We start from the raw sequence: 16158 nt of genomic DNA, 5'->3' as shown, positions 1-16158 counted from the left end.
ATCCCCTTATAATTATACAAAAATATAAGCTAAATTGCTCAATGGCTATTAACTTTTAATTGAAGCGGTATAGAAATTATTAACCAGTTATCTTTTTTTTAAAAAAAAAGTTCAATGAAAATTTTAAAGAATTAGCATAATTATGTTGGACAAATTTTCATGAAAGATAAATAAAAATTTTGATTTCAATTTGTTTTAGCGTTCGTTGTATCTAATTTAAATCAAAAGTTTCATGCGAGCATTTACTTTAAACCAGTCAATAATATGAGTGCTGGTTTCATACTTTAATCTAAATGCTTTCGAATACATTGCCGTTTTACTTATAGAGCTTGTATTCCCGCATTACTGGCCTCATTTGACCACCTTAAACTTTGATCACCGGTATTTCTGATACTTTTTTAGGCCGCCAATATTTTTCCAGTACACAATCAACCTCGCACCACCCACCAGCCTTAATAGATTTAAGCTCACTGAATGAAATATAGCCCCATTCAGCACATTCATGGTCTCCGTTTAAGATTGTATACCCCCAGAAGATGTTATCTCCGTCATACTCAGCTATAAACCAATCGCAGTTCCCTATAAAAAAATGCAGATGAATAAGCTTGTCTTTAATTGGTATATGCTCTGTAGCATAAAGCTTGGGTATTGCACCAAGGCGTTCTTTACTTGGTTCATTCCACATATATGCTCTCTCCTTATGCAAGAGTCCCTTTTGACGTATTCAGCTTGAAATAGTCCCAGAAACTATAAAAGCCCCTACCTCTCTTTGAGGTGGGGCTTTATCTGATATAATTACAGGGTCGTTTTCTGAGGTTATTAGTCGATTAAATGCACGTAAACTTTTAGCCCTTCTTTTCTGGCTGTTTCTATCATGTTCTTAGTACCCTTGCTCTTGCCGTCCCATAACGCAATAAGGGCATTTGCTGATTTTGCCATTTCTAAATTGCGTTTAGGCCCTGCGGCTCTGCCGTATCTGCTCCAGTCAGGTGCAAATTTCTCAATCGGTATGCCATTATCTATGGCCCACTTTTCTCCTAAGGTATCTACACCTTTTGCTGTGCCACATACTACAGTTGTGGGTTTCCATCCTGCTGATTTGAGTGCTGACAGTAAGTTTGCCATGTTGTTGCAAATTCTGCTTCCAGCAATAATGGTGCGCATATGAATCCTTTGCTATTTAATTTTATATAAAGGCCCATACCAATTCGAAGTATGGCTATATTGATACCTTTGTTTAGCACAATAAACTAAGTTCATCAAGAAGACGTGAAAATGATACGGTTTTGCGGCTGAAGTGATAGTGCCATTACATTTTTAATTTATATGCAAATGTATCTGAGAGGCAGAGTAAGATAAAAAAGTTTGTCTGCAAAATATGAATCTATTTTTCTTGAAATTGTGGGCATGCTTCAATAGCTTCGCTTTTAAGCTCTATCTTGAAAAAGCTATTAATGCTTTTAGTTCGATCTTCTATAAATTTCTTGTAATCAATAATTTTGTGAACCTTAACTGAAGGGCATTTTATTCCATCTGAAGAAGCAAGATTATGAATGCATTTTAAGCATTCACTATATGATTGAGACATAGAACCCTTCCTTAGATATATCAGGGGCATTTCATCTTCTGCTATAAAAAGCTCTTCATTGGTAAGCAGATCATTTACAAGGCAGGCATTCCCATTACCATATGATATATATTTAGCCTGTTCTTTTTGAAAATCTATGATTTTTTTGGCTTTCTGAGTCCTTTTATCAATATTAAATTCAAGCAAAGAACCATTTATGAATTCAATTCTTACATTACTGAAATTTTTACTCTTCATTAATTCGTAAAAATCATCCTTAAAAACGATTTCTTTGCTTGCAAAGTAACTCTTGAATTCTTTAATGAACTCGTCAGAGTATTCATCTGAAGATATGCCAATCACCTTAATCAGATCTCTTAATTTGCCTCTAATTTTTAAACGAAACTCAATCCTATCTGCTTCCTGTAATGCATCCATATGCGAGTACAGTTTATTAATGTCGTTTATTCTTTCTTTAAAATAATTTTTATATGCGTTTAATTCTCTAATTTTTATTTCAGTTTCGTCTGCTTCATTTTGCAAAATTAATGTTTCGTCTTTTATTCTTGTTAGGTCATCTAATAGTTCTTTTCGTATTTTTTTATCATCGGCTTCACTGATAGCTTGTTTTAAATTCCTGTGCCTCCTATTATTATTTTCGATTTTTGAGGTTATGAACTCAATTTTTGTTCTTAAGCTGTTAATTTCAATTTGGTCATTATTCCCATCAATTAATTTATTTACATCAAGGGCTGAACAAAATTCTAAAAAGGCTTTTTCAAAAATATAATAGTTGACACTTGTAGCTCTGCACCCTTTACCATCAACTGAATTTGAGCAATGTAAATACATCCAGTTATTGCCTTTGTCTCTGTATGTATACTGTGACCCGCAATATGAGCAAACCAATAATCCCGTGAATAAATTTGATATTTTTCCAGTCCTGCCAGGGTACTTAGTGTTTTTTTGCATTTTTTGCTGAACTCTAAAAAAATCTTCTTCACTTATTATTTGAGGGAAATAATTTCTCAGCATTTCTCCAACAGGCACAAACTTCCCATCAACTTTCTTTTTTGGCTGAAAGTCCCCAATCACAGCTCTGTTATGAAGAATTTTCTGAATATAAGATCTATGCCACCCTGTTTTTGATTTTCCCCAAGCAGGTATTCCATCCTTATTAATCTTAGTGACTATTGTGTGAACGCCTTTCCCAGATAAGTACATTGAAAATATTTCTCTAATAAGATCAGCTCTATCGCTTATGACTTCAAAACTCCTTAACTTATTCTGTTTTATAACTCGTATCCAAGCAGGACATATTTTTGTAAGAATAACAGCTTCCTTGGCTTTGTTTCTTTTAGCTTCCCATGAACTACTTAAACGCTTTGATTTAGTAAGACTTTCATCATGCGCTCTTGACATTATTGCTAATGAAACAACGATCTGTGCCCAGTTATTATTTATAGAATCAACTGTATATTCCATGCTATCGCTCAAAGTGACAATTTTTATGCCACTTTTTATTATATCCATGAATAGTGTTAGAGCGTCTGTGATCTGATCTCGTGAAAGCCTATCTAATGATTCGACAATTAGAACAGATCCTTTCTGTATTTTACCTGAATTCACTAATGTCAAAAATTTACCTAAAGCACCTTTTTCAATGTGTTCTCCTGAAAAAGCTGAAAGACCTGCATCATGCATTCTTAATGTGTTGTCTAATGTGAAATTGTGTTTTTTAGCATATTCTTCTGCAAGCTTTATTTGGCGCTCTAAGCTATTACCTTTTGATTGTTGTGGGCTTGAAAATCTTGTATAGCTATAGCAAACAGGCTGGGTCATAAGTTTTATCCAGGGGCGTACAAAAATATAATAATTATTCAATTAGCTAATATAATTAGATTAAATTAAAATGAAAATCAATATTAAATATACTACAACATGATTATGTCAGGCCCCCCAGGTTCCGGAAAAACCATGATGGCAAGAAGAATACCAGGTATTCTTCCGTCCTTTTTATTTGAAGAAGCCCTCGAAACCACAAAGATCCACAGCGTTGCAGGCCTTCTTGACGCGGAATCAGGGCTTGTTAATCAGAGGCCGTATAGAAATCCTCACCATACAATATCTGATGCCGGTCTGATAGGTGGAGGAGCCAATCCGAAACCAGGAGAAGTAAGCCTTGCTCATAATGGCGTGCTTTTCCTGGATGAAATGCCTGAGTTCAAAAAGACTGTTCTTGAAATGCTCAGACAGCCTCTTGAAGACAGACGAGTCACAATATCAAGGGCAATGGCGACAATAACATACCCATCAAGTTTCATGCTGGTCGCAGCCATGAATCCCTGTCCATGCGGATACCTCGGTGATCCTGTCCATGAATGCAAGTGTGGTCAGGCCCAGATTTCAAGATATAAGTCAAAGATTTCCGGTCCTCTAATGGACAGGATAGATATTCAGGTTGAAGTTCCGCAGGTGAATTACAAATCCCTTATGTCTGACAAAAAAGCTGAAGGATCGCCCGAGATAAGATCAAGAGTTGAAGCAGCCAGAAGAATCCAGTCAAAGCGATTTGCAAAAACAAAAATAAAGACCAACGCGGAAATGGGAAGCAGACATATCAAGGCTTTCTGCTCCATTGATTCTCCAATAACCTCATTTCTTGAAAAAGCATCTGAAAAACTGGGACTGTCAGCAAGGGGAGTGAGCCGTATTCTCAAAATTGCAAGAACGATTGCGGATCTGGAGGCAAGCCCTGATATAGCTCACCACCATGTGGCTGAAGCTATTCAGCTAAGGAGTCTGGACAGGCATTAAGGGGTTCCCTAAAAAACGGACGAAGGTCTGCAAATCAAAGGCGTAGGGATAAGAGATCGGATCTATGCGCTATTTTCAGGCTAACATCGGATACGGAATCTACCGGAAACAAGACAGAACCGCAAGCTTTACGCATTAGATCGATGAACAAAACGCCTTATACTTTGTGGGCTTGAAAGCTATTTTGTTTACCTCAACCTGATTTTGTCGCTCTTCAGTCCCCACACAAAAGCTCTTATCCATTCAAAGCCGAACTTCATCAAGGTCACGTCATCGGATTTGAGCTTTTTGAGGAGATCTGCCTTTAGCTTGTATCTCTGGAGAAATGAGCTCTCAAAAATAAACTCCCTGAAGCCATCAATATTATAGGCGGCCATGAATGCCATTTTCGCCTTTGGCCCGGCAGAACCTGCTGGCCCCCACGGGTCTGTTCCAAAAAGAGCCTTAGTTTCTCCCCACAGCTTAGTCATTCTGTTGTATTCGACTGCATTCTGATCTTCTGCCCAGGTCTTTACAGTCCACTGTTTTTCTTCATGCTGCCCCATGCAGAAATCGGGAGGCCTGAAGAAGTGCACGTCTTCGGAAACACCTTTGTCATTTATATATACGCCATGCTCTACCGGAAATGCCCGGCATGCATCGGGTCTGTCTTGATAAACTGAGCATCCGTCAGCAGTGAGATAAGGACATGAGGCCTCACTGTCCTCAGACATTCTGAGTAGAACGTCCGGAAAAAAGCACCCTTCCCTCATGACAACATCAACATGGTTGTCTATGAATTCACCGGAAGTTATTCCGAGACTTTTTCTGAGCCTTATCACGTCATATGGATATAGAAAAAGATTGAGATTCCTGCAGCATCTGTTGAAACAGCTCACATCAGGATGACAACGAAAACTGAATCTGTCAAAGGATGTTATCCTTCTGCCCCTTTCGGCCAATTCATCTATTGAAACAAGCTTCATATCACCCGCTTTTCAGCAAACGCAGACTCCACCATGTCTGCAACGGTCATTTTTATTTTGCCTGGCTGCCCGAGTACTTCGCGGGCCTTTTTCTCAAGCATGGACATCCTTGAATAAAAAGGAGTTCTGTCAAGAGGCTGAATATTTTTGCCATTGGCCTCAGCATCAAACAGAGAGCATCCTGGACCCTCTTTTTTCTGGTGTCCCATGCTGAACTCATGAGCTACGCCATGAAGTCTGCATATCATGGGTCTGAAATCATAAAGCCTGCAAAGTCCATCTTCATTCACCGGACACATGATTCTTGGAACATCTATCTGGCTGCCCTTTCTGTAATAGTCAGCGACAAATTTTGCCCTGTCGCCCATTAAAGCAAAAACGTCGGGCTCAACTCCGGCCAGGCCACTCATAAGACCCTTCATCAGATAAAGATACTCAGCCCAGGTAAAATGATAAAACCTGGTCTCGCAGCAGCTTTCAGAACAGCCTCTGCATGAAAATCCGGCTGAAGCCGCAGACTTTTCATATTCCATATCCATGTCACTGAAAATATCGGCAAGTTCAGCAAAAAGACCAGCTTTTTCAGCTGTTTTTACCATTTCAAATATATTGTTCATAACCATAATTTCTAAAAAAGAGGCTTTGGCATAAAAATGCGATTATAGAGATTCATTGCATACCTGTCTGTCATGCTTGCAATGAGGTCGCACACTATCCTCGGCATGGGCATGGAGTCAAGTTTTATCCATTCCATTTCCATCCTTGCAAGCTCGGATACGAGGGCCTGGGTGTCTTCCATAAAAAAACCGAAAAGATCCGTAAGAATTTTTTTGGCTTTTAGGAATTCATTATGCACCTGGGGAGATCTGTAGACATTATCAAAAAGAAATTTTCTAAGAAGAATCATCCGTTCATAGACTTCATCACTCATCCTTAAATCGACACCGTCTTCTGTGTATCCTGATGAATAGATGATGTCCCTGATCATTGTGGTTGCTCTCTGGGAATGAGTATCACCGAGGGTTTCTATACATTCCCCCGGAATCTGATCGCGGGTGATGACGCCGCTTCTGATAGCATCATCAAGGTCATGATTCAGGTATGCCATGATATCAGCAATTCTGACTATTCGCCCTTCGACAGTCACGGCTTTTTCGCCAGGCTCGCAAGGAATTATATTTCCAAAACCTTTGGAATGCTTGAGTATGCCATCCCTGACCTCATATGTAAGATTCAGCCCTGCCCCCTGACGTTCAAGAACATCAACAACCCTGAGACTCTGGTCGCTGTGGCAGAAGTTTGATGAAAATATTTCTTTAAGAACTGTCTCGCCGCCGTGGCCGAAAGGCGTATGACCAAGATCGTGACCCAGAGCTATGGCCTCTGTAAGATCCTCGTTCAGTCTCATTGCCCGTGCAATGGTTCTTGCGATCTCCGCAACCTCTAGTGTGTGGGTGAGTCTTGTCCTGAAATGATCTCCGAGCGGAGAAAGAAAAACCTGGGTTTTGTGCTTCAATCTTCTGAAACTGTTTGAAAAAACTATGCGATCCCGATCCTGCTGAAAAACAGTCCTGACCGGACATGAAGTCTCGCTTTTTCGTCTGCCCCTGGAATCCCTGCTTGTGCATCCGTGGGGAGAAATAAAATTGCTTTCTCTTTCTTCAAAAGATTCACGAATTGAAAAGAGCGTGGGTTCTGTCCCAAACCCGTCTCCTGCCTTGATTGCAGCCTTTGAGATACTCATTTTTTTCCCCATTCCAATAATACTCATCCAGCCAGAAAGTATATCCTTTTTCAAGGCTTTGCAATTATAAACACCAAAAAATTCAGGTACTACCAAACAGATAGTTGCCTACTGATCTGTTAGGGATTAATCTCAATCAAACGCTAACACCGGAGATATAAAAAAATGGGCGGACATCATCTTGTACTCGGAAAAATGAAGGATTTCCTGTCAGGCAGGGAAATTGAAGATAATCACGATGAAAGATACAGGCAGAAAATCGCCCGGATCCTTGTGGAGAACAAAAATTATTTAAGGGAAGAGATTGAGAGCAGAATAAAAATTGAGCTGAAATCTGTTTCAAAAAGAAGGGGCAGCATATGGCTTGATTTCAAAATATCCATTAAAGACAAGGTAATGATGATTGTCAAATACGGGCCAGGATCAATTATTACCAGAGAGACTCCTGCAATTGCTATATCCAGACTGATTGAGCCTTACCAGATTCCCTTTGTCGTTGTAACAAATGGCGAGGACGCTCTTATTATTGATGGAGAAAGTGGCGCCATCATTTCATACGGCCTTGATTCAATCCCTGACAGGTTATGTCTTGAAAAAAAATACTCTTCCTATTACTTTCCCAAAATTGGAGAAAGGGCTATGGAAATGGCAGGCAGGCTTGTTTACGCATATGAAATAGACGGAGCGTGTCCTTGTGACGAAAATGTATGCAGATTGCCCGATGAATAACAAAAAAAATGGTAACTATTCAGCTTAGCATTGTTATTCTTGGAAAACCCTTTTTGAAAAAAGGGTTTTCCAAACCTTTCCCAAAAACTTTTAAGTTAATTTGGCCATTGTGCTTTGAAGTAAGATCAAGGAAAGAAATATTGAGCGGTACCTTGGTACACCACCAATCACCAGAAAACCAAAAGTTTTTTGCTAAGCTTTTTTTCAAAAAAGCGACCTAAATACTTATTTGCTGAATAATTACAAAAAATGAAAAATATTTTTTTCTATGGACGATTATATGAATCATGAAGAATTCATGGCAAAAGCTCTGAAAAATGCAGAAAAAGCCCTCGAGTCAGGTGAGTTCCCTGTTGGGTGCGTAATTATTGAGAATGGCAGGATTATTTCATCATCTACGAGAACAAGTTCAAGGCAATCAGCAGGCGGGGAAACCAGACACGCCGAAATCATAGCCCTTGAAAATCTTGAAAAAGATCATCCCGGGGCTGACAGAAAAAATCTTACCTTATACTGCACTCTGGAACCATGCCTAATGTGCTTTGGAGCAATAATCATAAGCGGAATAAAAAAAATGGTTTATGCTTATGAAGACACCATGGGTGGAGGTACTTCATGCATTCTTGAAAATCTGCCTCCTCTTTACAGGGACTCAGGAATACAGATTGTTCCAGGAATAATGAGAAACGAAAGCCTCCAAATTTTCAAGAAATTCTTTTCAAGTCCTTCGAACGATTACCTAAAAGACAGCCTTCTTGCAAAATACACTTTGGAGACAATCTGAAAAAAGTCGGAACAAACTGATAATCCTTATAAAATCCACATTTTTTATCTTGCAATATTACCCTTTATCATAGTAAACAAGCCTGATGTAATAATACCTGTATACCATTCATCATCGGTGATAGAATCACCGTTAATAACAACACTGTCTCAGGAGGTGTAGGCATCGCTGCTGAACAACAACTCAGAATAAATCGTAATATTAGGGCCAGAGAAGTCAGGGTCATCGACAACGAAGGAAGACAGCTCGGAATCCTTCAACTCCACGAAGCCCTTGCAGCCGCAAGCGAGAGAGCGCTTGATCTCGTTGAAGTTTCACCCAACGTCAGCCCTCCTGTCTGCAAAATAATGGACTATGGCAAGTTCAAATACGAGCAGACTAAGAAGAATCAGGAAGCCAAAAAGAAACAGGCGACCTTCCAGCTTAAAGAAATAAAGCTCCGTCCCAAGACAGGAGAACACGACCTTCAGACCAAGATAAGACATATCAAGGAATTTCTTGAAAAGAAAGACAAGGTCAAGATCACCGTTGTTTTCAGGGGCAGGGAAATAACCATGTCAGAACAGGCAAAAGAACTGCTTACCAAGATTGCCGCAGAAATAACAGAAATTGCGACCATTGAGAGTGACGCAAAATTCGAAGGCAGGGCAATGGTAATGGTTGTAGCGCCAAAAGCTCAGTAACCCCGGATTTTGCGGGCATAAAAGCTTCCCTATGGTTATTATTTAAAGTCCTTCTTTGAGCCTATCTCTTTAAGGCTGATCACAAGGCAGGCGCCAAAAACAGGCCTTCACTCCGGTTAGAATTCATGCGACTGGAGTGTTTTTTCACGTCTTTTTTGGGGTTATTAATTATCTATCCGCATTTTTATTATTGACGCAGATAGACCTTATGTTTATTATGCCGACTTTTGAAACTGGCCACTGAAAACAGTGACAGTTTTTTTGTTTATTTTAGATTAGGGATATTTTTTTGCATTCCAAGGAGATTTCCGATGCCCAAGATCAAAACCAATAGATCCGCTGCCAAGCGGTTCAAAAAAACCGGGTCTGGTAAATTTGCATATCAAAAAGCAAATTCAAGCCATATCCTCACAAAGAAGACCACAAAGCGCAAGCGTCAACTTCGCCAGGGTCAGATTATCGACAAGTCAAATATGCGTGAAATCCGTCACCTTCTGCCAAACGCATAGCAGATAGACGGATTTGGATCTGAATGGTGTCATGAAGCCATCCGGCGAGGCCTTTCAAACCTTGGGCGGCTATAGGTAGCCAGGTAACTAATATGAAAAGCCGGGACAGACTTCTTTCCACTTACGGAATTGCCGGAAAAGGGATCAGACACAATCACATCCGCGTATACAGCGGAAAATTTTGAGGAGATTAAAATGAGAATTAAGAGGGGCTTTAAGGCAAGAAGAAGACGTAACAAGATTTTAAAATTAGCCAAGGGCTTCAGAGGCGGAAGAAGTAAGCTTTTCCGCAGCGCGGCGGATACAGTTGACCGTGCGCTCATGTACGCATTCCGTGACAGAAGAGCAAAGAAACGCGATTTCAGAGCTCTCTGGATTGTACGTATAAATGCTGCGGCAAGAATGAACGGACTTTCATACAGCAAATTCATAGGCGGCCTTCATAAGGCTGGCATTGAACTTGACCGCAAGGTTCTTGCCGAACTTGCCATTTCTGATCCTGCAGCTTTCACCAAAATAGCTGAAACAGCTGCAGGCCAACTGGCAAATTAGTATTTTTTTGTCATGAAAAAATAGAAGCCCATGCGGATTTAAACCGCATGGGCTTTTTTAATATCCGCTCCACAAGCCTTTAGAATGGTACATCGGTTAAAAGTTTAAGATTCTGAATGCGAACTGGAATTACATAACCATAAAAATGCTGACGGGTAAGTATCTGACTTGCAAAAGCGCAACAAACTACCGAACCGTCTAAATTTACAATAACTTCTGGATTTCAGATATAGCCGTGGAAAAAGAACTCAAACAGATTCGGGAAGAAGCGCTTTGCGCTGTCAATGAAGCCAAAGACCTTGAGTCTTTACAGAACGTTTCTGTCAAGTACATTGGCAGAAAAGGTTCCTTAACCCTTATGCTGAGAAATGTTGCAAATCTGCCCGCAGATCAAAAACCTTTGGCTGGCAAGCTCACCAATATCCTTAAAAAGGAAATTGAGGAGGCCATTGAAAAGGCGACTGAAAAAATCGAGGCTGATATTGCAAGAAAAGCTCCTGGAATTGATATCACTCTTCCCGGACGCCCAGCCTATCAGGGAAACCTCCATCCAATCACCAAGGTCACCGAGGAAATATGCAGCATATTTCTTCGCCTTGGTTTTGAAATTGCCGAAGGTCCTGAAGTCGAAAGCGATTACTACAATTTTGAGGCGCTCAACATCCCTAAAAATCATCCGGCGAGAGACATGCAGGATACTTTTTATGTATCCGGAGACGTGGTTCTCAGAACCCATACCTCGCCTATGCAGGCAAGGGTCATGGAAAAAAGCAAGCCTCCAATCAGAATAATAGCGCCTGGCAAAGTATACAGATGCGATTCTGACCATACCCACACACCAATGTTCAATCAGGTGGAGGGACTGCTTGTCGACGAGAACATAAGCTTCAGCGATCTTAAAGGTATTCTCACAATCTTTGTCCATCAGATTTTTGACAAAAATGTGAAGCTGAGATTCAGACCAAGTTTTTTCCCTTTCACGGAACCAAGCGCTGAAGTCGACATAGAGTGCGTGATGTGCAGGGGTAAAGGATGCAGAGTCTGCTCCCAGACCGGATGGCTTGAAATCCTTGGCTCCGGAATGGTTCATCCTTATGTCTTTGAAAAGGCTGGATATGAGCCTGGAAAGTATTCGGGCTTTGCTTTCGGAACAGGCGTCGAGCGAATCGCCATGCTCAAATACGGCATAGACGATCTTAGAAAATTCTACGAAAACGACATCAGGTTTTTAGGACAATTCTAAAATGAAATTCAGCACCAACTGGCTTAGCCAATATGTGACCATAAACACAGGCATAGACGAACTTTCCGCAGCTCTAACCATGACAGGGCTGGAAGTGGACGCTCTACACGACAGATTCGCATGGCTCGAAACAATCGTAGCCGCAAGAATTGAAAAAACAGCGCCCCACCCCAATGCTGACAAACTCAAACTTTGCAAGGTTTTTACGGGAAAAGAGACCATAGATATCGTCTGCGGAGCACCCAACGCAAAAGAGGGAATGATTGTTCCGCTTGCTCTGCCTGGATGCGTAATGCCTGACGGCAGCGTTATAAAACAAGGAAAAATAAGGGGCGAATCTTCATCAGGAATGCTATGCAGCGCAAGAGAACTTGAGATAGGAGAAGCGGCTGGCGGACTACTGGAGCTTGACGCCTCAATAGCTCCTGGTACGCCTCTTAATAAGGCCCTGAACCTTTCTGATCATGTTTTTGAGATAGGATTGACACCAAACAGGGCTGACTGCCTCAGCATATTAGGTATTGCGCGTGAAGTGGCCTCGATCCAGAAATCAAAGATAACCAAGCCAGAACTGAAGATATCAGAAGCAGGCGGCGAAGCGGCAGGTCTTGCAATAGTTGTAATCGAAAATCCTGAACTCTGCCCAAGATATGCGGCAAAAATAATCTTAGGCGCAAAGATAGCTCCGTCACCGGCGTGGCTTCAGGACAGACTCAAATCAGTCGGACTCAAGCCGATCAACAATGTAGTTGATATAACCAACTTCGTAATGCTTGAAACCGGCCAGCCCCTCCATGCCTTTGACTATGACAACCTTGCCGGCAAACAGATAATTGTCAGGACAGCAAAGGAAGGCGACGAGTTCACCACCCTGGACAGCAAAAAAAGAAAACTTGAAGATGGAATGCTCATGATATGCGACGGGGAAAAGCCTGTCGCAATAGCTGGAGTAATGGGCGGAGAGAACTCCGAAATAAGCGACAGCACGGTCAATATCCTGCTTGAGAGCGCATATTTCAATCCCGCATCCATAAGAAAGACTGCAAAGGTTTTGGGTCTTGGAACAGACGCATCCCACAGATTTGAAAGAGGAATTGATCCTCTTGGGACATTATATGCGGCGGAAAGAGCAGCAACCCTCATTGCAGAACTGACCGGAGGCAGACTCACAGATGGCACGATTGATGTCAATCCGGTTAAATTCGCTCCGAAACCGATCAGCATAAGCGCAACAAGAACAAACAGACTACTTGGCACAAATTTCAGTCCGTCCATGATGGCCGATATGCTGAGAAGTATTGAGTTCGAAACCCAGATTGAAGGAGATATAATTGTAGCAGTACCTCCTTCTTTCAGGGTTGACGTAACAATCCCGGAAGATCTCATGGAAGAAATAGCAAGGCTTTCTGGGTATGACAATATCCCGGTCACCTTCCCTGCCATTGCAACGGCAGACAGGACACCAGCGTCGACATTCGAGTTCAGGATGATGATAAAAAGAATTCTGACCGGGCTGGGTTTCTATGAAGCAATCAATTACAGCTTCATAAGCCCGAAAAGCTATGACCGCCTGGGACTATCTGAAATTGATTCAAGAAGAAACAGCGTGGAGATCCTAAACCCGCTCTCTGAAGAATTAGCCGTAATGAGAACAAGCCTCTTGCCTGGAATATTTGACACGATGAGGAAAAATATTTCCCAGCAGGAAAGAAACCTCAGAATGTTTGAAGTTGGCAAGACATTCATGCCTGTTATTAATGAAAAGCTCCCCAAGGAGACAGAAACACTTTCAATTGCATGGACTGGCGTAAGAGAACCAAATACCTGGCATTCAAAATCCGACTCAGTGGACTTTTATGATATAAAAGGCGCTGCAGAGGCAATATTTGATAATCTCAGAATCAGAAACGTAGTTTTTGAAAAACCTGATCTTGATCTGTATCCTTATGCAAGACCTGGATACTGCACAAAAATAAGCATAGACGGTAAAGAAGCGGGCATTCTCGGCGAAATCAATCCTGCTGTCCTGAAAGCCTACGACATCAAGCAGTCAGCCCTTTTCATGGAACTGAACCTTGACATTGTAAAACAGAATTATACTTCAGACAGACAGTACAAACAAACACCCAAGTACCCATCTACATCCAGGGATATAACCCTTATCATTGACAAAGCCATAAGCTCAGCCGAGATTATGGAAAAAATAGGATCAATGAAAGAATCTCTGCTTGAGACATCATGGGTGTGCGCTGTTTATGAAGGGACTCCCGTACCGGAGGAAAAAAGAAGCGTATCTGTCCGTTTCGTGTACAGATCAGCCGAATCAACACTCGAAGATGATGCTGTGAACAAGATCCACAACAGGATATCTGATGAATTGAGAACGGGATTAGGCGCCGTATCGCCATAGATGACTTTATCCGCATCCTGGCTGAAAATATTATGGCCTGAATGCCGAAGAAATCAAAAAGCCCTCTGGCCACACCTATCCGGAGGGCTTCATCCTCAAAAAAGTTGGGCGTCGTTTGTCACAAACCAGTCACGACAGGCCAACCAATTTTAATCATTGACAATTTCCTCATACTTATTTTATAGTTATGTTTTATTCATATACATATCTGTATATGCTCAAAAGAATTCTTGATCCTGACGGGTCGGGAATGGCCTGGCAAACAGCATTGCGTCTGTCTGCACCAGAAAAAACGGGCTCTGCGCCCGTTTCTTTTTTGTGTAAAAGGGCTGGATTAAAACCAGGAGATAACGGGTTGTCGACGCAAAACGAAACAATGATCAAGATCAAGGATACAGCATCTTCTCTGTGCGGGGCAGAGGGCATGGAATTCGTGCATGCAGAGTTCCTTTCCCAGGGAGGAAGACGCATTCTCAGAATTTATATAGACAAAGAGGGCGGCGTTTCCCTTGAAGACTGCACACTTGTCAGCAGACAGCTGGGAGACATGCTCGACATCTTGCTTGAAAATTCAGGTGCATACACACTGGAGGTTTCGTCTCCGGGATTGGACAGGCCTCTTGCCAAGGAGTCTGATTTCGTAAGATTTGCAGGTAAAAAAGCGCGGGTAAAAGTCAAAACCCTTATCAACGACCAGAAAACCTTTACAGGCACAATTCTCGGCATTGAAGAAGGACGCTTGATCCTTGAAACCATCAAGGGTCCTGTGCAAATCCCCCAAGCAAACATATCCACCGCGAGGCTGGTTTATGAATTCGGAGAAAAATGATGTTTAATGAAATTAAAAGGGTTATAGATCAGGTTAGCCGCGACAAGGGGATAGATTCCAGTGTTCTGATTAAAACAATAGAAGAGGCTATAGCTTCTGCAGCAAGAAAAAAACTTGGCCCACATGCGGAAATAGAGGTTCAGTACAAGCCGGTAACTGGCGAGATAGAAGTATTTCAGTTCAAGGAAGTCGTAACCAAAGTTACGGACCCCGCTACCCAGATCAATCTCGCGGAAGGCAGGGAACTTGATCCTGAATGCGAGCCTGGTGACAGCCTCGGCATTAAAATGGATACCGCCCTTTTTGGCCGAATCGCGGCTCAGTCAGCAAAACAGGTCATCATACAGAAGATGAAGGATGCTGAAAAAGATGCGGTATACGAAGGTTTTATCAACCGCAAGGGGGAAATAATAAACGGTATTGTCCAACGGATCGACCGCGGAGACATAATTGTCAATCTCGGCCAGACCGACGCCCTTCTTCCAGCAAGGGAGCAGATCCCGAGGGAAATATACAGAAGAGGCGACAGAATCAGGGCCAACATCATGAAAGTACTTCATGATGCAAGGGGGCCGCAGATAGTTCTTACAAGAACCCATCCGAGCTTCCTGATAAACCTATTCAAGGCCGAAGTACCTGAAATAAACGAAGGAATCGTCCTTATACAGGCAGCTGCGAGAGAGCCTGGAAGCCGCGGCAAAATAGCCGTATCCTCCATAGAGATGGGCATTGATCCGGTTGGCGCATGCGTCGGCGTTAAAGGCAACAGGGTACAGAATGTCGTCCAGGAACTAAGGGGCGAAAAAATCGATATTATTGCCTGGGATATGGATCAGGCAAAATTTGTATGCAACGCCCTTGCCCCTGCTGAAATAGCAAGGGTCATAATTGATGAAGACAACAAATCAATGGAAGTGATTGTTCCGACGGAATCTCTTTCGATTGCCATAGGGAAAAAAGGTCAGAACGTCAGACTTGCATCCAAACTCACAGGCTGGCGTCTTGATGTCATTAGCGAAGAGAAATACAGCAAGGCACTAAAAGAAGGGTATGATGCACTCATGATACTCCCTTCCATTGGAATGGTGCTTGCCGAAAAGCTTTACGAGCATGGATTCGTGTCCCCTGAAATTATAAGAGATGCATCGACCGACGATCTCATGGCAGTAGAAGGTATGACACTGGAAGACGCAGAGAAAATCATTCAGGAGTCAGCTGCCCTTCTTGACCAAGAAATCGACGACACTGATCAGGAACCGGAAGAGAATATCATTCAGGAATCAGCTTCTCTCCCTGATCAGGAAACAAAAGAATAGTAAAATTATC

General features: G+C 41.9%; 16 protein-coding genes. 10 read left to right on the top strand and 6 right to left on the bottom strand.

The genetic code is table 11. The features are described 5' to 3' along the window. Window positions 1-364: 364 nt before the first annotated feature. From K245_RS0102585 to K245_RS27140, 3 genes are all read right to left on the bottom strand, one after another. The gene (locus K245_RS0102585; RefSeq protein WP_027358051.1) at window positions 365-685 is read right to left on the bottom strand and encodes a hypothetical protein; all 321 of its coding nucleotides are present in this window, start codon (window positions 683-685) and stop codon (window positions 365-367) included. A gap of 134 nt (window positions 686-819) precedes the next feature. Continuing rightward, window positions 820-1164, bottom strand: coding sequence for a DUF2493 domain-containing protein (locus K245_RS0102580; RefSeq protein ID WP_027358050.1), 345 nt, complete (start codon window positions 1162-1164; stop codon window positions 820-822). A 220-nt stretch (window positions 1165-1384) separates the two neighbouring features. After that, a complete protein-coding gene (locus tag K245_RS27140) occupies window positions 1385-3409 on the bottom strand; it encodes a recombinase family protein (protein ID WP_084156099.1) in 2025 nt (674 codons plus the stop codon). A 99-nt stretch (window positions 3410-3508) separates the two neighbouring features. On the opposite strand from K245_RS27140, the gene K245_RS22750 reads away from it, so the two are divergent. After that, window positions 3509-4384 (top strand): YifB family Mg chelatase-like AAA ATPase, encoded by an 876-nt coding sequence (locus K245_RS22750; RefSeq protein ID WP_198013809.1) that lies wholly within the window; start codon window positions 3509-3511, stop codon window positions 4382-4384. A gap of 188 nt (window positions 4385-4572) precedes the next feature. On the opposite strand, the gene K245_RS0102565 is transcribed toward K245_RS22750, so the two are convergent. The 3 genes from K245_RS0102565 to K245_RS0102555 are packed head-to-tail and all read right to left on the bottom strand — an operon-like array spanning window position 4573 to window position 7093. After that, window positions 4573-5349 carry a YkgJ family cysteine cluster protein gene (locus K245_RS0102565; protein ID WP_027358049.1) on the bottom strand — a complete coding sequence of 259 codons (777 nt, stop codon included), beginning with the start codon at window positions 5347-5349 and terminating at the stop codon, window positions 4573-4575. Continuing rightward, the gene (locus K245_RS0102560; protein WP_027358048.1) at window positions 5346-5966 is read right to left on the bottom strand and encodes a YkgJ family cysteine cluster protein; all 621 of its coding nucleotides are present in this window, start codon (window positions 5964-5966) and stop codon (window positions 5346-5348) included. Before K245_RS0102560 ends, K245_RS0102565 begins: the two co-directional genes overlap by 4 nt. An 11-nt stretch (window positions 5967-5977) precedes the next feature. Further along, window positions 5978-7093, bottom strand: coding sequence for a deoxyguanosinetriphosphate triphosphohydrolase (locus K245_RS0102555; protein ID WP_084156101.1), 1116 nt, complete (start codon window positions 7091-7093; stop codon window positions 5978-5980). Between the two features lie 165 nt (window positions 7094-7258). Between K245_RS0102555 and K245_RS0102550 the strand changes: the two genes are divergently transcribed. The 9 genes from K245_RS0102550 to nusA all read left to right on the top strand — a co-directional run bounded on the left by K245_RS0102550 (window position 7259) and on the right by nusA (window position 16148). Continuing rightward, a complete protein-coding gene (locus K245_RS0102550) occupies window positions 7259-7822 on the top strand; it encodes a type I restriction enzyme HsdR N-terminal domain-containing protein (protein WP_027358046.1) in 564 nt (187 codons plus the stop codon). Between the two features lie 280 nt (window positions 7823-8102). Continuing rightward, window positions 8103-8606 carry a nucleoside deaminase gene (locus K245_RS0102545; protein ID WP_027358045.1) on the top strand — a complete coding sequence of 168 codons (504 nt, stop codon included), beginning with the start codon at window positions 8103-8105 and terminating at the stop codon, window positions 8604-8606. Between the two features lie 101 nt (window positions 8607-8707). Continuing rightward, entirely contained in the window at window positions 8708-9289 is a 582-nt protein-coding gene (infC, locus tag K245_RS0102540; RefSeq protein WP_332248649.1) for a translation initiation factor IF-3, read from the top strand. A 311-nt stretch (window positions 9290-9600) separates the two neighbouring features. After that, the gene (gene rpmI / locus K245_RS0102535; RefSeq protein WP_027358043.1) at window positions 9601-9798 is read left to right on the top strand and encodes a 50S ribosomal protein L35; all 198 of its coding nucleotides are present in this window, start codon (window positions 9601-9603) and stop codon (window positions 9796-9798) included. 195 nt (window positions 9799-9993) lie between these two features. Next, window positions 9994-10350 (top strand): 50S ribosomal protein L20, encoded by a 357-nt coding sequence (gene rplT, locus K245_RS0102525; RefSeq protein WP_027358042.1) that lies wholly within the window; start codon window positions 9994-9996, stop codon window positions 10348-10350. A gap of 235 nt (window positions 10351-10585) precedes the next feature. After that, window positions 10586-11593, top strand: coding sequence for a phenylalanine--tRNA ligase subunit alpha (gene pheS, locus K245_RS0102520; RefSeq protein ID WP_027358041.1), 1008 nt, complete (start codon window positions 10586-10588; stop codon window positions 11591-11593). Between the two features lies 1 nt (window position 11594). After that, on the top strand, window positions 11595-14003 hold the full coding sequence (gene pheT, locus K245_RS0102515) for a phenylalanine--tRNA ligase subunit beta (RefSeq protein ID WP_027358040.1): 2409 nt from the start codon (window positions 11595-11597) through the stop codon (window positions 14001-14003). A 355-nt stretch (window positions 14004-14358) separates the two neighbouring features. Then, entirely contained in the window at window positions 14359-14832 is a 474-nt protein-coding gene (locus tag K245_RS0102510) for a ribosome maturation factor RimP (RefSeq protein ID WP_198013808.1), read from the top strand. Beyond that, window positions 14829-16148 (top strand): transcription termination factor NusA, encoded by a 1320-nt coding sequence (gene nusA, locus K245_RS0102505; protein WP_027358038.1) that lies wholly within the window; start codon window positions 14829-14831, stop codon window positions 16146-16148. The genes K245_RS0102510 and nusA overlap by 4 nt, the downstream gene beginning before the upstream one ends. Window positions 16149-16158 lie beyond the last annotated feature (10 nt).

Origin of the sequence: Desulforegula conservatrix Mb1Pa, from assembly GCF_000426225.1 — a bacterium.
In the GTDB taxonomy this organism is placed as follows: Bacteria; Desulfobacterota; Desulfobacteria; order Desulfobacterales; family Desulforegulaceae; genus Desulforegula; species Desulforegula conservatrix.
Note: the sequence above shows the minus strand (reverse complement) of the source record. Positions and strands in the feature narration are given on the sequence as shown.

Bases quoted from the DNA above. Each gene is read 5' to 3' on its own strand.
- K245_RS0102585 (WP_027358051.1), bottom strand. From the start codon at position 685: ATGTGGAATGAACCAAGTAAAGAACGCCTTGGTGCAATACCCAAGCTT.
- K245_RS0102580 (WP_027358050.1), bottom strand. From the start codon at position 1,164: ATGCGCACCATTATTGCTGGAAGCAGAATTTGCAACAACATGGCAAAC.
- K245_RS27140 (WP_084156099.1), bottom strand. From the start codon at position 3,409: ATGACCCAGCCTGTTTGCTATAGCTATACAAGATTTTCAAGCCCACAA.
- K245_RS22750 (WP_198013809.1), top strand. From the start codon at position 3,509: ATGATTATGTCAGGCCCCCCAGGTTCCGGAAAAACCATGATGGCAAGA.
- K245_RS0102565 (WP_027358049.1), bottom strand. From the start codon at position 5,349: ATGAAGCTTGTTTCAATAGATGAATTGGCCGAAAGGGGCAGAAGGATA.
- K245_RS0102560 (WP_027358048.1), bottom strand. From the start codon at position 5,966: ATGAACAATATATTTGAAATGGTAAAAACAGCTGAAAAAGCTGGTCTT.
- K245_RS0102555 (WP_084156101.1), bottom strand. From the start codon at position 7,093: ATGAGTATCTCAAAGGCTGCAATCAAGGCAGGAGACGGGTTTGGGACA.
- K245_RS0102550 (WP_027358046.1), top strand. From the start codon at position 7,259: ATGGGCGGACATCATCTTGTACTCGGAAAAATGAAGGATTTCCTGTCA.
- K245_RS0102545 (WP_027358045.1), top strand. From the start codon at position 8,103: ATGAATCATGAAGAATTCATGGCAAAAGCTCTGAAAAATGCAGAAAAA.
- rpmI (WP_027358043.1), top strand. From the start codon at position 9,601: ATGCCCAAGATCAAAACCAATAGATCCGCTGCCAAGCGGTTCAAAAAA.
- rplT (WP_027358042.1), top strand. From the start codon at position 9,994: ATGAGAATTAAGAGGGGCTTTAAGGCAAGAAGAAGACGTAACAAGATT.
- pheT (WP_027358040.1), top strand. From the start codon at position 11,595: ATGAAATTCAGCACCAACTGGCTTAGCCAATATGTGACCATAAACACA.
- nusA (WP_027358038.1), top strand. From the start codon at position 14,829: ATGATGTTTAATGAAATTAAAAGGGTTATAGATCAGGTTAGCCGCGAC.